Genomic DNA, 17,246 nt, shown 5'->3' with positions numbered 1-17,246 from the left:
TATTGACCTATAACAATGTATTAGTGTACTATTTAAATAGTACACTAATACATTGTTATAGGAGGATGAAAAATGAATGCATGGTTGTCGTTAACAAAGAAAGAATTCCAGCTTGGTTTTCCAGCTTTTCTCATTGCTTTGATATTATATTTAGGTATTTTGAGTGGTGGATATTTTACTGGTAATTATGCTGGTTACACAGAAGGCTTGCTATCAGTGGCATTAGGGTTTGTGGTAACACTTCATATCTTTTTTCTACCGTTTTATTTATATTACAGCTTGAGCGCTGAAAGAAAGAGATTACACTTATGGCTGCACACGCCGATGTCGATTGCAGGATTGCTTTCTTCAAAAGTAGTTACAGGAATCACTTTTATGGTATCTACCTTTGCCGTATTCATTATCGGTTCAACGCAATTTTTCCTTCATACTTTCGATTTTTTTAATCAGGAAACAATATTTAATTTGTTAGGATCAATTACTGTCTTTGTGTTTACATTAGGATTCTTCATCGCAGCTCTCTTCCTATTTTTCTGGTCCATTTTCCTGACCTTTAGTCATCTGATGAATGATTTTATCAGCTTCATCCTAACGTTTATTCTCTTCTTATTCATATCCTGGATCTATGGTTCTTTGATGGATCTATCCTTTATGCAAACATTAACAAATTGGGGAAGTATTCAAGTCAATGATATTATCGTTGGATTTGAGTTTGGTTATGTAGAGAATGCATTTGAAGCACAAGCAATGAGCGAATCATCTATCTTCTATATCGGGCATTTTGTTCGTGATATTGTTGTTGCAGTCATTATGTTTATTGCTGCTTGCTGGATTATTGAGAAAAAAGTTGAGGTGTAAGTTATGGCAGACATATTCCATTCATCCCAGCCAATTTACCAGCAGCTTGCGGAACGAATGAAAAAACAAATAATAAGAGGGGAACTGGCCCCAGGTGATAAGCTCCCTTCTGTTAGGGAGACAGGAATTGAAGTGAGTGTTAATCCAAATACAGTACAACGCACTTATCGGGAGCTGGAATCGATGCATATCGTAGAGTCCAGGCGCGGTCAGGGGACCTTTGTAACAGAAGATGAAGGAGTGCTTGAATCCATCCGTGAAGAAATGAAAACAGAATTGATGACGACCTTTTTTCAAGGAATGCATGAAATGGGCTATACGAACGAGGAAATCGAGCGTGGATTAATTGATTTTTTGAATGAGAAGGGAGAGCAAAAGGGATGATTACATTAACAAATGTCTCAAAAAGATACGGCACTAAAAAAGCATTAGACCATGTGAATTTAGAGCTGACACCGGGGAAATTAATCGGTCTAGTCGGTGAGAACGGAAGTGGCAAATCAACAACCCTAAAGCTAATCGCGGGGCTCAATCACCCAACAAATGGGGAAGTAAGAGTGAATGGAGAAAAAGTTACCCGTAAAATTGCGGATTCCGTATCCTATTTATCAGAGCTCGATGAGTATTATCGATTTTTCACGGTGAAAAGATCAATCGAATTCCAATCTAGTCAATTTAAGGATTTCGATAAGGAAAAGGCTTATGAAATTTTGAAATTTATGAAGCTGGATCCAAATGATAAATTAAAACATTTATCAAAGGGAAACCGCGGTCGACTAAAAATCGTACTCTCTCTAGCACGGAATGTACCAGTCATCTTGATGGATGAACCATTCTCCGGACTTGATCCAATGGTCCGCAATTCCATTGTTAAAGGGCTGATTTCCTTCATTGATCTTGAAAAGCAGCTTGTTCTTATCACGACACATGAAATTAGAGAAGTTGAAAATATTCTTGATGAAGTCGTAGCGATTAAAGCCGGTTCCATTATTGGACATCATAATGTGGAAGAACTGCGTGAACAGAAGCAAATGGGCATTGTTGATTGGATGACAGAGGTTTATGAGTAGTAGATACGAAACTCTTTAGAATTTTGTAAAATAAAATGCGCAGGCTCTAACTGCCTATTTTTTGTTCGTCATGAAGCTGGTTCATAAATATTTTTGGTTAGTTTTACAATGGTAGCCCCCAAAGTAGATTCCAAATCTAACTTTGGGGACAACACTAATTAGGGAAAACTTTTTATTGTATTCCTCTTGAATATTGAAAAGGTGGATTAACTTTACGGGTCAATGTTTTTTCTGCGTGTAATGCCCAGTAAGGATCATTGAGCATGCCTCTTGCAATAGCTATCAGTTCAGCATCTCCATTAGAAATCGTTGCTTCTGCAAGATCAGGATCACTTAATTTCCCAACAGCGATAACTGGGAGACCTAATTGATTTTTAAATTCACGTGCAAATGGTACTTGATAACCTGGTGTGTTTTTAGGTTTTAACTTCCCAGGAAGTCCCTCACCACCACTTGAAACATGGAATACATCGACACCTGCTGCTTTAAATCGTTTCGCCATATTAATAGCATGCGGTAAGTTATAACCTCCATCTATATACTCAATAGCAGATAAACGCATAATTAAAGGCATTTCAGAAGGTATTACGCTCTTCACTGCTTTTACAACTTCTTCCCCAAATAAGGCTAAGTCTTGTCCATATTCATCCGTACGGTTATTAATGCTCGGTGACATAAATTGATGTAAAAGATATCCGTGTGCTCCATGCAATTCAATGGTATCAAAACCTGCTTTCACTGCTCTTTCAGCAGCATTTTTAAACTGTTGAATGGTTTCCTTAACTTCTTGGGTTGTTAAAGCTCTCGGTTGTTTTAGTTCACCGTTTATAGTCTCCTCCGGCAGAACCTCAACTGGAATATCGGAAGCTCCGACAGGCTGATTTGCATCTTCTGCTTTTCTACCCGCATGTGCAATTTGAATTCCAACTTTAGCGTCATATCTCTTTATCTGGCTAACAAGCCGTTGATAATGTGGAATTTGTTCGTCTGACCATAGACCTAAGTCGCGATTTGTAATACGTCCCTCGGGGGTTACACTTGTCATTTCCAAGATAATTAATCCGGCTCCCCCAACAGCTCTTGAAACGTAATGGACAGAATGCCAATCATTTGGAACACCATCTTCTTTATCAACCGAATACTGGCACATCGGCGGCATAACAATACGATTTTTTATAGTTAAGTTTTTGATAGAATAGGGACTAAACATGTTACTCATTATGAAAACTCCTTATTGATTAAGATTATTTTTAGAACTATTTTTTCATTACAATGTAATAAAAGTGTTCATCAGTTGTTCTATTTAGTTAAGATATGGAGAGTAATTAATGAATCCAACATTTAAATATAAAAGGTTGAAATATCTCTATGTATGCATCACTCCTTTAATTTGCTTGCGCATACATATAAATAACATAAAAGATTCTTTAACCACCTATCTACACTTTATTATTTGTTTGCGCATGCATATAATATAGCATATGATATAATGAAGTCAATAATTAAAATCGGAGAGGAATATCAACATGTATGATAATGAATTATTTGATACGTGGCTCAAGTTAACTAAATATCATAATCGTCTCTTAAAAGCGATAGATTATACACTTCAAGATCACTTTCAATTAGGGATTAATGAGTTTTATCTTTTGTATTTTCTTGCCCAATCCGAAAACAAAAAAATGAAGCTTTTGGATTTGGTGCCAAAAGTGGGGCTTAGCCATAGTGCTTTATCTCGGTTGGTAACTAGATTGGAAAAGCATCGTGGTGAGTCTTTAGTGCAGCGTCAAACAGATGAAAATGATAAACGATCAGTCTATGTTCTTTTATTAAAAAAAGGGCAACTACAGGTTGAAGAGATGTTAATACTGTTAAATAACAGTTTACAAACTCAAATAAGTATAAAAGATATTCATGACATAAAAAGGCTTATTGAATAGTTTCGCAGTGCTTTTAATATATCCCCGTAAAATAGGGTTCATTGACTCCATTTACGGGGATAGCTAGTTTTATAACATACAATTTTAATTATGAAATTGTGCTGTCGGTATAATTGCTATACTTGAGCTTTAGCGTTTTTTTATTTACTTTACCAACATCGGTTTTCGGCAACTCAGTTAAGAAGAAAAACTGTTTCGGAACCTTATACCGTGTTAACTGCTGTTTACAGTAGTCTTCCAATTCCTCTACAGTCAATACCTTCTCCGTGACAATACATGCCACAACAGCCTCTCCCCACTTTTCATCCGGCAATCCAATTACTGCTGCTTCATCGATAGCAGGATGTGCCTCCAGCCAATGCTCTATTTCTAATGGATAAACGTTTTCTCCTCCTGTTATAATCATGTCTTTCTTTCTCCCGACGATATAAAAATAGCCATCTGCATCCTGTCTTGCAATGTCCCCAGTTCGGATCCACCCATCAATCAACGTTGTTTTTGTTTCTTCAGGTCTATTCCAATAGTATGTAAAGGCATGACTTCCACGAATATATAATTCCCCCACTTCATCAACAGTTGTGATAACTTCTTCATCTTTCATAATTTTAATATCATTAAAAAGCATTGGTTTGCCAACGGAGCCCAATTTATGCATGGCATCCTTGGGATCGATGTAGAAATTATTCGGACCAGCCTCTGTCAACCCATATCCTTCTTTAAAAGCAATCCCCTTTTTCGAAAATGCCTCATAAACTTTATAAGGACATGGCGCTCCGCCAGACACAAACACCTTCATATCAGGAAATGTTGCTGTTTTAAAGGTTTTTGTTTCAATCATCATGTGGTACATTGTGGGCACCAACATAGCAATTGTACATTTATACTGGAGTAACTCCTCTATTACTTGACTTGCATCAAAATTTGCTAGGAGAACTACTTTACCGCCGCTTAATAATAATGGTAAGGACAATACATTAAGACCACCAGTGTGAAACATCGGTAAACAAGTAAGCGTCGTATCCTCTTTACTTAGTCCCCAGCTAACGATTGTATTTAAAGCATTCCATAAAATCGATTTATGGGATAACACAACCCCTTTTGGACATCCGGTAGTTCCACCAGTATAGATCATTGCTAGTGGATCTTCCTCATGCAGATTTCCATCAAAAGTAGCTTGTTCATAATATAGATCGTCGATATAATTACTCGTATCAATAGTAATATACGTTCCATTTGTTTCAGCAGCATCTAGATTCGCCTTGAAATCTGGATTCACCCCTATAACCTTTGGGTCACAATCATTTATACAATAATGCAATTCAGCTTTTGCAACTCTCCAGTTTAACGGGACGAAGATTGCGCCAATTTTCATGGAAGCAAAGAAAAAATCAAAATAACTAATATGATTAGGAGCTAAGATAGCAACTCGGTCACCTTTCCGCACTCCTTTTGTATGAAAAATATTTGAAACTTTTATTACACGCTCATATAACTCTTCATATGTCCATGATTCTTTTGTTTCTGAATCAATAATCGCAATATCCTTTGGTGTTAACTGAACACGGCTCTCAAACCAATTAATATCATATAGCATCCTCGCCACCCCTTGCCCAACTAAGTAATTACGTTCAGTATAAATCGATCTAGTTACAGGGGAGTTACACCTGGGACTCGGTACTTCACTAGCGTGTTTGATAACTCTTAGGGCGTTGAGTTACCGAACGGAGGGATATTTAGATCATTTGGTAACTCATTGAGGGCATAAGCGCCCAAAACCACGGATTTCTTGGCCAGTTGGTAACTCATTGGGGGCATAAGCGCCCGAAATCACGGATTTCTTGGCCAGTTGGTAACTCATTGGGGGCATAAGCGCCCAAAACCACGGATTTCTTGGTCATTTGGTAACTCATTAAGACCATAAGCGCCCGAAATCACGGATTTCTTGGTCATTTGGTAACTCATTAAGGCCATAAGCGCCCGAAATCACGGATTTCTTGGCCAGTTGGTAACTCATTGAGGGCATAAGCTAGATCATTCAGTAACTGATTAAGATGAAGTACGTTTAGTATAAAGGGAGCAAGAATTACAAACCCAAGTAAAAACAGGTGATTCACCAGCCCACCAGACTGTAAATCACCTGTATTCAATTACATCATAATTCCTCCATCAACATGTAATGCATGCCCGTTTACATAATCTGATTCGTCTGATGCAAGAAACAGATATGCATTCGCAATATCTCTTGGTCTTCCTAGGCGCTGTTGTGGAATTTGGGCTTTCATTTGCTCAATGACTTTGTCTGGAACTGCCTCCACCATGCTTGTCTCTGTAAAGCCTGGAACGACAGCATTCACGTTAATCCCTTTGCGACCAAGCTCTTTTGCCCACGTCTTTGTCATCCCAATAATTCCAGCCTTTGCTGCAGCATAATTTGTTTGTCCAACATTGCCATATGCGCCAGATACCGAGGACGTACTAATAATTTTTCCTTTACCCTGCTCTATCATCGCTGGAAGAACTGCCTTCGTACAGTTAAAAACACCGGTTAAATTCACCTCAATTACTTGCTGGAACTGTTCTACTGACATTTTTGAAAGCATCGCATCCCTTGTTATTCCGGCATTATTAACCAAAATATCAATTTTTCCAAATTCACTTTTGGCACGTTCAGTCATTGAATTCACACTATCCGCATCTGATACGTTCACTGGAATAAACTTACATTCTATCCCTTCAGCAGCTAACTCCTGCTCACGTTTCTCACCAACTTCATGGTCAAAATCTGCAAGTACAACCTTTGCCCCTTCACTTGCGAACACCCTGACAGCCTCCAGTCCGATTCCATTTGCGGACCCGGTTATAATTGCAACCTTCCCCTCAAGTCTCCCCATCTATAAAACTCCTTTATTCGTAGTCGATCCAACGAAGAACGTTTCCATTGCGTCTAATAATTGATCAAGATCATCAATTAAAGGAGAATGTCCACATTTCTTTAACTCCCTATGCACTGCTTTGTCACCAAAATCCGCAATTAATTCATCTGTCATATCCTTTGTTACAACCATATCTGTTTCACCCCATGCGATCATGACAGGGATATCAATATCCTTGACTTGATTCGTACCTGCAACAAGACCGTTATGAACATCGCTAATATTAAATATGTTTAATGCTTGATAGCATTCTGCTAAATTGCGTTGCGTTGTAATATCCTCTAAATATTTCTGATAGCGTTCCGAATCAGGCTTGTTGTCAGTGTAGATAACCATATCCCACATTTGCTTTAAGAAATCGTAATTTAACGTATCATACGCTGTTTGTACAATTTTCGCCTTATCACTCTCACGTACTTCTTCTATCGTACGAAGACGGTTGATTGTATCTGGAAGCCCGTCTTCTCCAATTGGATAGTAAGCATAACCCCTGGATGAACCTGAAGCTAGCAAAAACAAACGATTGCAGTAGCCTGGATAATCGGCACAGAATTGCTGACAAACCGTTCCACCAAGTGACCAGCCTACAAGTGCAAAATCTCTCAATTGCAATTCATCTACAAAAAGCTTCAGATCATCCGCAAAATCTTTAATCTCTGTTATCGGTTGATAATAGCTGGAATTTCCAAATCCTCGCTGATCAATGGCATACACCTTATAATGAGGTGATAAATTTTCAATCACGACATCCCAATGGACCGAAGATGTCATATTTCCGTGAACAAGTATTACAACATCCTCACCACCAGCTCTTTCCTGATAAGCAATCTCCTCACCGTTTGCTAGTAAAACCTTTTTCACATCAATCATTTTACTCACCTCTAATTTCCCCATTTTAAAATCGTTGCACCCCATGCATAGCCAATTCCTGCAGACACAAAGACAACAATAGATCCATCTTTAAGCTTTCCCTGTTGTTCAGCAAGCTCTAACGAAATGATCTGATCTATCTGGCCAATATGGCCGTAGTTCTCCAAATAAACCGATTTGTCCAGTGAAACTCCAAGTTGATCTAAGACATATGTATGTGCAGATCGCTTCATATGAAGCATCGCAACATAGTCAATGTCTTCTTTACGATAGCCGCTTTTATGCAATGCTTTCTCGATACATGCGATAAAGTTAACCATTGATTTTTCTTCTAATCGTTGCTTCATTCCAAGTGGATCTGGCACATCAAATTGATGGAGACCTTCCTCTAATGATTCTTTGGTCATTGGGTTCTTTGTTCCACCAGCTGGAACAATCACGTCTTCGGAAAATGCCCCATCGGTAATCATGTGCGTGCCGAGCAACTGGTTTTTCACATCGCCTTTTTGCAGAATGATTGCTCCACCACCTGCACCTAAATTAAACATAAACCTTGTGTTGGGATTCTCATAGTTTATCAGATCTCCGTTTCGATAGCCTCCTGCGAGCAGTACGGTTTGAATACTATCATCTGCAATCATCATATCTTTAGCAACTTTTAATCCCATTACCGTCGTTCCGCATCGCAATGCTGTATCAAAAGCCCATGCATTACTTGCACCAATCTCATATTGCAGCTTAATTCCGGCTGTCCAAACGGGGTATTCTTTATATTCTTCCCCAATATAGATGACAAGGTCAATTTCCTTTGGATCGATTTCTGCTTTTTCAATTGCTGTCCTTGCAGCACGAATCCCCATTTCCACCGTGTGGTCTGCAATACCCGGGGCCGGCTTTTCCTTTATCCCCATTTTATGTTCGACAACCTCTAGTGGAAGTCCTGCCCGCTTTGCTATTTCACCTGATGTTATTCTTTTTTCCGGAATATAGACACCCGTACTTAAAATTCCTATTTGCATATCACGAAGCCCTCCTCCCCTTATTTTCATTTGGTTTTCGATTATCGCGTAACCCTTTTAATGGACGATTTGAAAACCTCGATTGAATGGTCCCAACAATGCCAAGCGGAAAGAAAATAACAACTAGAATATAGACAGTTCCATACAGGATAATCCAACGCTCGAATATCCAGTGTACATCTGCTAAACCAGATAACCAATGATGCGCAAATTCAACTAAACCGGCACCCAGTATCGGTCCAACTAATGTCCCAACACCACCAATAATCGTCATCAAGAGGACATCAATCGTAAGGTCGGTCGCAAATACACCCGTATTTACAAAACGAAGCGAAAGTGCATATAAAACACCTGCAAAGCTAGCTACTACCCCTGCTACAACACTGGCAATCACTTTATAATGAACTATTTTATAGCCTAATGATTCTGTACGGTTTTCATTTTCACGGATGGCCATTAATACTCTGCCAAATGGAGATTTCGTAAATCGTCTAAGCCCAAAAAATATTAAAATCAGAGATAGCAAGCAGAACATATACATACTTTGTGAATCACGGAATATCTCTGGAAGTCTAAATGTAAATCCATCATTTCCTCCTGTTAAGGTGCGCCATTTTTCAGCGGCAACTAAGAATAACCCGGCAAGAGCCAATGTGAGCATCGCATAAAAGTGGCTCTTCAGCCTTAATGTTAAAACACCGACGATAAAACTTACAAAGGCTGCGAGAATCACCGCTATAACGACCCCAAAAAGAAAAGAACCTATTGTTGAATCAAACTTACTCATTGTAATTGCCGTTGAATACGCTCCTATTCCGAAAAACATCACATGCCCAAATGAAATAATCCCAGTAAATCCTAGCAAAATATCATAACTCATGGCAAAGATCGCAAAAATAAATATTTGGATAAAAATAAATTGCATGCTTCTGCCCGTAAGAATAAATGGCACCATAAACAATAACAAACTAGCAATTAAATAAATCCAGGTACTTTTATCTACATTACGTAAATTCACTTCGTCCTCACCCCTTCACCTGAAACAAGCCTTGTGGTCTGAAAATGAGTACAATCGTCATTAATAACATGTTCACTGCCAAGGAAAGTGCTGGTACATAATAAGCCATAAAAGCCTGTGCTAAGCCAACTAATATAGCCGCAAATAAAGAGCCAGAGAAGCTGCCCATCCCACCGATAACAACAACGATAAATGCGAGAATGGAGAATTCCAATCCCATTTCTGCATAAATAACACCAGAATACACGGAATGAAGCACGCCACTTAATCCTGCAAGCCCAGCTCCAACCATAAAGACAAGCATAAATACGAGCTTAATATTGATCCCAAGCGACTGAATCATTTCCTTATCCATAACACCTGCTCGTACAATTAATCCAATTCGTGATTTTTTTAAGATAATGGTTGAAATAACAAAGATTAGTATGCCGATTGCAATAATAAACAATCGATACTTAATTAAGACAATGTCACCAACAATAAAGCTTCCTGCAAGAATATCCGGTGGAAAAACTGCTTTTTGATCTGGTCCAAACACCACTTTAATTAACTCTTGCAAGACAAGCATAAATCCGAGGGTAATCAATATCTGCTGAATATGATTTCCGTATACTGGCCTAACAATCAGCCTCTCCGTTACGAGTCCCAGAAGCAATCCTATACTGATTGCAGCAATAATTCCTAAGATAAAGCTGTTACTCATTTGAAAAACCCAAACACCTGTATAAGCACCCCAGATAAATAAGCCACCATGAGCAAAATTCAGCACGCTCATTAAACCAAATATAAGTGTTAATCCGGCTGCAAGGAGGAATATTAGCATGCCCGTCGCAAGCCCATTGATTACTAAGCTTATTAATAAATCCATTCCAATCCCTCCTATGCAATACCAAGGTATTTTTTCATTGTTATCTTGTCTTCCTTCAATTCTTCCATTTTCCCGTGGTGGACCGTAGCGCCATCATCAATAATATAAAAATGATCGCCGATATTACTTGCCATCATAAAGTTTTGTTCCACTAAAACAATTGTCGTTTGCTCCTTCATTTGCTGAATCGACTCAGTCACCTTATCAACGATGATTGGTGCGAGTCCCTTACTCGGCTCATCAATCAGTAATAGATCATTTCTATTGACATATGCCCTGGAAATAGCAAGCATTTGTTTTTGTCCGCCACTTAATTGGCCGCCTTCTTTCTTCCAAAACTTCTTCAAATCCGGAAACAGTTCAAGCACCCATTCCATCCGTTTTGTTGTTTCTTCGTCTTCTTTTTTCATCGCTACGCGCATATTCTCTCCTACGGTCAGGCCATTAAAAATCCCTTGATCCTCCGGTACGTAACCAATACCTCTTTTTGCAATTTGATGTGTGGATCGATTTGAAATTTCCTCTCCTTTAAATCGCACCGTCCCTTTAGATACTTGATTTAATCCCATAATCGTACGCAATGTGGTTGTTTTCCCAGCACCATTTCTTCCTAATAGAACAGTAACCTCACTCTTTGGAACTTCAAAAGAGATATCATGTAAAATATGATAATGCTGAATAAATGCTTCGACTTGTTTTAGTTCGAGTAAGCTCTCCATTAGACACCACCTCCTAAATAGGCGGATTGAACCGTTTCATTCTCCACAATTTCATGTGGTGAACCTTGCGCAATTAATTCTCCGTGGTATAGAACGAGCACTTCATCTGATAATCCCATAATCATATCCATTTTGTGCTCGATGAGGACGATTGTCTGTTCTCCTTGTTGTTTAATTTTATTAATTACATCGATGATTGCCGGGACTTCCTCTAAGGACATACCTGCCGTTGGCTCATCCAGCAGCATAATCTCTGTATCTAAGGCTAGTAACATAGCAATCTCAAGCTTTCGTTTTTCTCCATGTGCCAAATTAACTGCAATCGATTTTGCCTTATCCTTCAAAAAGACAACTTCCAGTAGCTCATAGGCCCGTTCTTCAAATTTCTTATAATGTAAATAATGAGAAAGCATATGATATCGAACCTTCGCTTGTGATTGAACCGCTAAACGGACATTTTCTAAGACGGTTAGTTTTGGAAAAACATTCGTAATCTGAAACGACCTTCCAATTCCCATACGTGTACGTTCAGTTGTAGAAAGCTTTGTTATGTCATGATTTTTAAAATAGATGGAACCATTTGTGGGTGAGAGCTGTCCGCTAAGCAGGTTAAAAAAGGTGGTTTTTCCTGCACCATTAGGCCCGATAATCGAGGTGAACTTTTTCTCGGTAATTTGTACAGAAACACGATCTACTGCTACATGCCCACCGAATGCTATCGATAAATCCTTTGTTTCCAAAATTGCTGCCAATTTCCTTCCTCCCCTACAGCATGATGTATTACAAAGGCTCAAGGAGCGCCCATTTAGGGCGCTGGAGCCAGACGTGGTAAATTATGATAAATCAGCATGATTGCGCCTAATTTTATACATTCTTATCCTTAGACAAATCCCTTTAGGTAAGGATATGAAAGATTTGTCCTATTTTCTGTATAATACTCTAGCAATTTATCTTGCCTGTAACGCGTTTTACAACTACTCATTCATAATTGGTGGTGCTGTTTCTTCCGGTGTTAGAACACGTTTTAATACTGGAACTGGATAATCAAATTCATCACTTTCTTCTAATGTTACCGAATACATTTCCTGCAATGCTTGATGGTCTTCTGGACGGAATGTCATTGTTCCTTTTGGTGTTTCAAAGCTCATTCCTTCCATCGCTTCAATTAATGTTGCACCGTCTGTATCACCATCCGTTTGCTTAAGCGCTTCCACAATTGCGAGAGCTGAACTCATACCTCCAGCTGTAAATAGATCTGGTGCTTCACCATCATATTGTTTTTTATGCTCTTCAACTAACCAGTCATTCACTTCATTATCCGGTAATGTATGATAATAAAGCGTAAAACCTTCCATCCCTACTAAAGGCTTCATAGATGGCAATGTTGCATTATCGGCAACACCTGTCGTTACTTTAATTCCTTGCTCTTCCACACGCATATCTACAATTTGATTCCATGGTGTATTTGCTCCCGACCACACAACGAAAAGATAATCTGGTTTCTTTTCAATTATTTTTTGGATATTCGCTGTAAAATCGGTTGCTGCTTGATCGGCATATTCCTCATGAACAAGCTCTGCCCCTAATTCCTCTGCAGCTTCGATAAATGCTTTTGCCCCATCATGACCAAAGGAGTAATCTGGTGCAAGCGTTGCTATTTTAACTCCTTCACCAGCTACTGCTGCAGCGGCTGCAATGGCATCCTGTGAGGAATTTCTTGCCGTACGGAATACGTAATCATTGTACTCAGAGCCTGTAATACTATCAGCTGCAGCTGGTTCAACAATCATGATTTTTTCGTATTCTTCTGCTAATGGTGTTACAGCTAGCGTATCGCCTGAGCTTGATGATCCAACAAGAAAATCTACCTCATCATCTTCCAGTAGCTTCAATGCCTTTTGCCGTGCAATCGTCGGGTCTGTCTCTGTATCTTCAAAAATATATTCGATTTTCTTGCCTGCAACTTCCATCGTTCCGTCTGTAGCATATTCCATTCCTAATTTAAATCCTCTTTCTGTCATGCCACCGTATGTTTCTAATGCCCCAGTTGCTGAAATAAGTACACCAACCTTGACTGTATCCTTTGTTTCACTGGATGCCCCTTCACTATCTCCACAAGCTGCTAGTACACCAATGATCAACACTGCAATCAAAACAACTCCAAATCTCCTAGCTATCATTACTTTTTGCCCCCTTTGAATAGAATCGTTTTACCTACAATCATCATAAAATTTTCAAGTTACAAGGAAGTTACAGTGCATTGCGTAAACCTACGTCTTTTACACAGCCATCCCAAACCAACGAATCGCAGTAGCAGCCCACGTATAGCCAGTTCCGGCGGAAACAATAACAGCGATATCCCCGTTCTTCAATAATCCGTTTCGTTCTGCCAGATGAAGCCCATAGCATGGATCAAGTGCAGACATATGTCCGTGATGTGTTAAGTAAACAGCTTGATCCTCCTTTAAGCCAACTCCTTCAAGCATCTCACGGAACATGGATTTCTTTGTATGCAATGGAAAGAGCATTTTCAAATCATCTAGTCTTACTCCACTCCTTTCTACCGCTTGTTTGATCACACGCGTAAAGTTCGGTATGGAGACCGGATCAAGCCTCTCTTTCATTCCTAGTGGGTCGGGTACATCAAGAAAGTGTAGTTTCTTCTCTACCACTTCCGTACTAACAGGCTGGACAGACCCTCCTCCTGGAACAAGTACATCACCGCTAAACGAACCATCCGTGATAATCGATGAAGCAAGAATCTCACTTTTTGTCGCATTTCTCGATACTAATGCAGCGGTCCCACCATCCGCAAAATTAAACATAAACCGTGAACGAGGGTTCTCGTAATTGATTGTCATGGACTCTTTTGATCCGCCAACGAGTAAAATATGGTTAACACTTTCATCGGAACGAATCATGTCTTTCGCCACTTTGACTGCGATTGGAAAACAAGAGCTTACATTCATCATTTCAAAGGCATATGCACTAGTTGTTCCAAGCTCATATTGTGCTTTAGAGGACGCTGTCCAAATTGGATAGTCCTTGTAGGGGCTACCAAAATAAATCACAACATCAATTGCTTTCGGATCGATATGCCTTAAAATTTTCTTACCTGCTGCAATTGCCAAATCGGATGCATGCAAATGATCCGGAGCAATTCGTTTTTCATAAAGACCAAACTTCTCCACAATAACCTGCTCTGGTATCCCAGTTTTAACTGCTAAATCTACTGCAGTTTCTTTCAATTCTGGTTCATAAATACTGGTTGCTTGTATGCCAATCATCGATTACGCTCCTTTTTTGGTAGTTTCATAACCCCTTCGCCATCCAATACGATTTCTCCATGTTGATTTAAACAGGTCGTGGCCAACGTTAGCAGCCTTTTTTCATCTTCTACCTTGATGACCTCTGCTCTAGCTGTAATCGTATCGCCAATATAGACAGGCTTTTTAAAGGTTAAGGTTTGTGATACATACACAGATCCAGGACCTGGCAAATGCATTCCTAATAATCTCGATAGGAAGCTTGCAGTTAGTAGCCCATGACTAATTCGTTCTCCAAAAAATGTCTCCCTTGCATACTCCTTATCCACATGTATCGGATTATAGTCTCCACTTAAACCTGCAAAAATAGTAAAATCTGTTTCTGTTATTGTCCTTGAAAAAGCTGCTGCATCACCAACTGCAAAATCCAATGTAATTCCCCCTTTAGGCTAGTTTGATAAATTTAAGTTGGGAAATTGAATAAAGGAGTAAGTTTTCCCTTATCTATTTTTCCAGTCGCATTTTTCGGTAATTCTTCGATAATCCGAATGTCTTTCGGTACTTTATAAGTTGCTAAGTTCGCTCTGCAGTGTGCCATAATTTCTGTCTTACTTATGGTTTTCCCATCGTTTAATGAGATAAATGCAATCGGTACCTCTCCCCATTTATCATCAGCCATCCCAATTACAGCACATTCATGGATTGCTTGAAGCTCATAAATGGTTTGTTCCACTTGCAATGGATAAATATTTTCCCCGCCAGAAATGATCATATCTTTTTTTCTTCCAGCCACATAAATAAAGCCTTCCGCATCCTGACGCATTAAATCACCTGAATAGAACCACCCATCACGTATTGCTTCTTTTGTTTTATCAGGCAACCCCCAATACTCTTTCATCACATTTGGTCCTTTAATAATCAGTTCGCCAACTTCGTCAGTATCAACTGGTTGACCCATTTCATCTACGAGAGCAATCTCACAAAACATGACTGGCCTTCCAATGGATCCTATCTTTCGCTTGTAATCCTCCTTAGACAACATAAAGATGGTTGGAGCAGTTTCTGTCATCCCCATTCCTTGGCCAAACGGAAGACCACGATCAATAAATGAGCGGATAATCTCTTCTGAACAAGGGGCTCCTCCACTATAAAACCATCTCACGGATGAAAAGTCGGCTGTATCAAATAAGGCATGCTTTCTAATTGCATCATGAATTGTAGGGACTCCCATAACGATCGTTACACGATGGGTTTCAATGGAACGAATCGCCAGCTCTGCATTGAATTTACCGGGAATAACGATGGATCCACCTGCAAGTAATGTTGGAAAAGCAAATAAACCAATTCCTCCGATATGGAACAATGGAAGCAGCACATGAACAATATCTGTTGAAGTAATATCTATTGCATATTGATTATTTACCGCATTCCAAAACATGTTTCCCTGTGTTAATACAGCTCCCTTTGGCCTTCCAGTTGTTCCCGATGTGTAACAAATAATAAACGGATCCACACTCGCGTCTACTTCCACTGTCACTACTGTTTCTTCGGTATCTGCTATTCTCTCATCAAACGAGTAAGCGTTTTCAAAAACGAACAAGTCTTTTATTTCCTCAAGTAATGCTTCTGTCTCTGTTTCAAAGAGAATCATTTTTGTGCCACTATCCGTTAATTGAAAAGCTATTTCAGTAGCTCGTAAACGGATATTTAAAGGAACTGCAATTAGACCAAGCTGTGCTATTGCGAAATAAGAAATAATATATTCTTCCCGGTTGTGCGAAAGAATTGCGACCCGATCTCCTTTTTCCAGCTGATACTTGTTTTGCAATAAACCAGCCATCGATTTTACTTTAGTAGAAAGGGATTTGTAGGTATATTGATTATGTTCACTTATTAATGCGTTGCGATTCGGCGTGATTAATCCTCGCTTATGAATCCAATTAGCAATTGACTCCATTTCGTCTACCCCCTGCCACGTATTCCGTGAAAGATTATTTCCATTGCTTCATCAAATACATCCTCTGGTACGAGCTTATCCTCCCAAAGCACCCAGCGCATTCCAATAAATTGTCCAATCCCCATTAAACAATATGCCACGGTTTCTGGATTTAACGGTTTACAATCTCCACTATCAACCGCTGTCTCAATGGCTCTGATAAATCCATCGGCTATTTTTTCGTAATACCATCGATAAAGCTCGTTATCAACTAATACGGATTGCTGTATAATGCTATATAAATTACGATGGTTCATTACCCATTTAAAAAAGGCAAAATACCCCGCACGTTGTTTTTCTTCAAATGTGTCAGCCTCATCCATATTCTTTTTAATCGCATAACGGAAATCCGAACTTAATTGATAAATCAGCTCATCAAATATCGCCTTTTTCGTTGGAAAATAATTGTAGAACGTCCCTTGTGCTACCCCTGTTCGTACAGTGATCTCAGCAATCGATGTTTCAAAGTATCCTTTTTCACCAAAGATTTGCTCTGCCGTTGCTAATATTTTTTGCCTTGTTTTTATTCCCTTTTTAGTTAATTGTGTCGCTTTAATTTCTGACATATGAATCACCCCTCAGTTTTTGATTATAAATAATTATCTAAAAATTAGCAAGTGTATTTTATTTTAAATATTAAAAGTTACTAAATTCATTTAAAAAATCAAGCATCCAAGAAATCGGATGCT

At 39.1% G+C, this 17,246-nt stretch carries 18 protein-coding genes; 4 read left to right on the top strand and 14 right to left on the bottom strand.

What is annotated here, in order from left to right:
- Positions 1-72: 72 nt before the first annotated feature.
- The 3 genes from MHH64_RS07630 to MHH64_RS07620 are packed head-to-tail and all read left to right on the top strand — an operon-like array spanning position 73 to position 1,928.
- Positions 73-858 carry a hypothetical protein gene (locus MHH64_RS07630; protein ID WP_340002981.1) on the top strand — a complete coding sequence of 262 codons (786 nt, stop codon included), beginning with the start codon at positions 73-75 and terminating at the stop codon, positions 856-858.
- A gap of 3 nt (positions 859-861) precedes the next feature.
- Complete coding sequence (locus MHH64_RS07625) at positions 862-1,242, top strand: GntR family transcriptional regulator (RefSeq protein WP_095312611.1); 381 nt, start codon at positions 862-864, stop codon at positions 1,240-1,242.
- Positions 1,239-1,928, top strand: coding sequence for an ABC transporter ATP-binding protein (locus MHH64_RS07620; protein WP_095312608.1), 690 nt, complete (start codon positions 1,239-1,241; stop codon positions 1,926-1,928). The genes MHH64_RS07625 and MHH64_RS07620 overlap by 4 nt, the downstream gene beginning before the upstream one ends.
- 172 nt (positions 1,929-2,100) lie before the next feature.
- On the opposite strand, the gene MHH64_RS07615 is transcribed toward MHH64_RS07620, so the two are convergent.
- Positions 2,101-3,147: an NADH:flavin oxidoreductase/NADH oxidase gene (locus MHH64_RS07615; RefSeq protein WP_340002979.1), complete on the bottom strand. Its 1,047-nt coding sequence runs from the start codon at positions 3,145-3,147 to the stop codon at positions 2,101-2,103.
- Positions 3,148-3,454: 307 nt separating this feature from the next.
- Here MHH64_RS07615 and MHH64_RS07610 point away from each other — a divergent pair, with 307 nt between their 5' ends.
- On the top strand, positions 3,455-3,868 hold the full coding sequence (locus tag MHH64_RS07610; protein ID WP_095312602.1) for a MarR family transcriptional regulator: 414 nt from the start codon (positions 3,455-3,457) through the stop codon (positions 3,866-3,868).
- Between the two features lie 88 nt (positions 3,869-3,956).
- On the opposite strand, the gene MHH64_RS07605 is transcribed toward MHH64_RS07610, so the two are convergent.
- From MHH64_RS07605 to MHH64_RS07545, 13 genes are all read right to left on the bottom strand, one after another.
- A complete protein-coding gene (locus MHH64_RS07605) occupies positions 3,957-5,462 on the bottom strand; it encodes an AMP-binding protein (protein WP_340002978.1) in 1,506 nt (501 codons plus the stop codon).
- A gap of 553 nt (positions 5,463-6,015) precedes the next feature.
- Positions 6,016-6,759, bottom strand: coding sequence for a 3-oxoacyl-ACP reductase FabG (fabG, locus tag MHH64_RS07600; RefSeq protein WP_303447767.1), 744 nt, complete (start codon positions 6,757-6,759; stop codon positions 6,016-6,018).
- The gene (locus MHH64_RS07595) at positions 6,760-7,671 is read right to left on the bottom strand and encodes an alpha/beta hydrolase (RefSeq protein WP_340003266.1); all 912 of its coding nucleotides are present in this window, start codon (positions 7,669-7,671) and stop codon (positions 6,760-6,762) included.
- Positions 7,672-7,682: 11 nt separating this feature from the next.
- Positions 7,683-8,690 carry a 3-oxoacyl-ACP synthase gene (locus tag MHH64_RS07590; protein ID WP_303447769.1) on the bottom strand — a complete coding sequence of 336 codons (1,008 nt, stop codon included), beginning with the start codon at positions 8,688-8,690 and terminating at the stop codon, positions 7,683-7,685.
- Position 8,691: 1 nt separating this feature from the next.
- Entirely contained in the window at positions 8,692-9,645 is a 954-nt protein-coding gene (locus MHH64_RS07585; protein ID WP_303447871.1) for a branched-chain amino acid ABC transporter permease, read from the bottom strand.
- 70 nt (positions 9,646-9,715) lie between these two features.
- Positions 9,716-10,576, bottom strand: a complete 861-nt coding sequence (locus tag MHH64_RS07580; protein WP_095312585.1) for a branched-chain amino acid ABC transporter permease — start codon at positions 10,574-10,576, stop codon at positions 9,716-9,718.
- 11 nt (positions 10,577-10,587) lie between these two features.
- Positions 10,588-11,295 (bottom strand): ABC transporter ATP-binding protein, encoded by a 708-nt coding sequence (locus MHH64_RS07575; protein ID WP_095312582.1) that lies wholly within the window; start codon positions 11,293-11,295, stop codon positions 10,588-10,590.
- Positions 11,295-12,047: an ABC transporter ATP-binding protein gene (locus MHH64_RS07570; protein WP_095312578.1), complete on the bottom strand. Its 753-nt coding sequence runs from the start codon at positions 12,045-12,047 to the stop codon at positions 11,295-11,297. Before MHH64_RS07570 ends, MHH64_RS07575 begins: the two co-directional genes overlap by 1 nt.
- Positions 12,048-12,269: 222 nt before the next feature.
- Entirely contained in the window at positions 12,270-13,475 is a 1,206-nt protein-coding gene (locus tag MHH64_RS07565; RefSeq protein WP_187393178.1) for a substrate-binding domain-containing protein, read from the bottom strand.
- Between the two features lie 99 nt (positions 13,476-13,574).
- Positions 13,575-14,582 (bottom strand): 3-oxoacyl-ACP synthase, encoded by a 1,008-nt coding sequence (locus MHH64_RS07560; RefSeq protein WP_095312575.1) that lies wholly within the window; start codon positions 14,580-14,582, stop codon positions 13,575-13,577.
- Positions 14,579-14,998: a MaoC family dehydratase gene (locus MHH64_RS07555; protein ID WP_187393182.1), complete on the bottom strand. Its 420-nt coding sequence runs from the start codon at positions 14,996-14,998 to the stop codon at positions 14,579-14,581. Before MHH64_RS07555 ends, MHH64_RS07560 begins: the two co-directional genes overlap by 4 nt.
- A 26-nt stretch (positions 14,999-15,024) precedes the next feature.
- The gene (locus tag MHH64_RS07550) at positions 15,025-16,518 is read right to left on the bottom strand and encodes an AMP-binding protein (RefSeq protein ID WP_095312568.1); all 1,494 of its coding nucleotides are present in this window, start codon (positions 16,516-16,518) and stop codon (positions 15,025-15,027) included.
- 5 nt (positions 16,519-16,523) lie between these two features.
- Positions 16,524-17,123 carry a TetR/AcrR family transcriptional regulator gene (locus MHH64_RS07545; RefSeq protein ID WP_095312566.1) on the bottom strand — a complete coding sequence of 200 codons (600 nt, stop codon included), beginning with the start codon at positions 17,121-17,123 and terminating at the stop codon, positions 16,524-16,526.
- Between the last annotated feature and the right edge of the window lie 123 nt (positions 17,124-17,246).

The organism is Oceanobacillus sp. FSL K6-0127 (assembly GCF_037983385.1).
Taxonomy (GTDB): domain Bacteria; phylum Bacillota; class Bacilli; order Bacillales; family Amphibacillaceae; genus Oceanobacillus; species Oceanobacillus profundus.
Note: the sequence above shows the minus strand (reverse complement) of the source record. Positions and strands in the feature narration are given on the sequence as shown.

Coding starts and splice junctions, on each gene's coding strand:
- MHH64_RS07630 (WP_340002981.1), top strand. CDS start 73: ATGAATGCATGGTTGTCGTTAACAAAGAAAGAATTCCAGCTTGGTTTT.
- MHH64_RS07585 (WP_303447871.1), bottom strand. CDS start 9,645: ATGGTGCCATTTATTCTTACGGGCAGAAGCATGCAATTTATTTTTATC.
- MHH64_RS07620 (WP_095312608.1), top strand. CDS start 1,239: ATGATTACATTAACAAATGTCTCAAAAAGATACGGCACTAAAAAAGCA.
- MHH64_RS07580 (WP_095312585.1), bottom strand. CDS start 10,576: ATGGATTTATTAATAAGCTTAGTAATCAATGGGCTTGCGACGGGCATG.
- MHH64_RS07605 (WP_340002978.1), bottom strand. CDS start 5,462: ATGCTATATGATATTAATTGGTTTGAGAGCCGTGTTCAGTTAACACCA.
- MHH64_RS07545 (WP_095312566.1), bottom strand. CDS start 17,123: ATGTCAGAAATTAAAGCGACACAATTAACTAAAAAGGGAATAAAAACA.
- MHH64_RS07610 (WP_095312602.1), top strand. CDS start 3,455: ATGTATGATAATGAATTATTTGATACGTGGCTCAAGTTAACTAAATAT.
- MHH64_RS07625 (WP_095312611.1), top strand. CDS start 862: ATGGCAGACATATTCCATTCATCCCAGCCAATTTACCAGCAGCTTGCG.
- MHH64_RS07550 (WP_095312568.1), bottom strand. CDS start 16,518: ATGGAGTCAATTGCTAATTGGATTCATAAGCGAGGATTAATCACGCCG.
- MHH64_RS07615 (WP_340002979.1), bottom strand. CDS start 3,147: ATGAGTAACATGTTTAGTCCCTATTCTATCAAAAACTTAACTATAAAA.
- MHH64_RS07595 (WP_340003266.1), bottom strand. CDS start 7,671: ATGATTGATGTGAAAAAGGTTTTACTAGCAAACGGTGAGGAGATTGCT.
- MHH64_RS07560 (WP_095312575.1), bottom strand. CDS start 14,582: ATGATTGGCATACAAGCAACCAGTATTTATGAACCAGAATTGAAAGAA.
- MHH64_RS07590 (WP_303447769.1), bottom strand. CDS start 8,690: ATGCAAATAGGAATTTTAAGTACGGGTGTCTATATTCCGGAAAAAAGA.
- MHH64_RS07565 (WP_187393178.1), bottom strand. CDS start 13,475: ATGATAGCTAGGAGATTTGGAGTTGTTTTGATTGCAGTGTTGATCATT.
- fabG (WP_303447767.1), bottom strand. CDS start 6,759: ATGGGGAGACTTGAGGGGAAGGTTGCAATTATAACCGGGTCCGCAAAT.
- MHH64_RS07575 (WP_095312582.1), bottom strand. CDS start 11,295: ATGGAGAGCTTACTCGAACTAAAACAAGTCGAAGCATTTATTCAGCAT.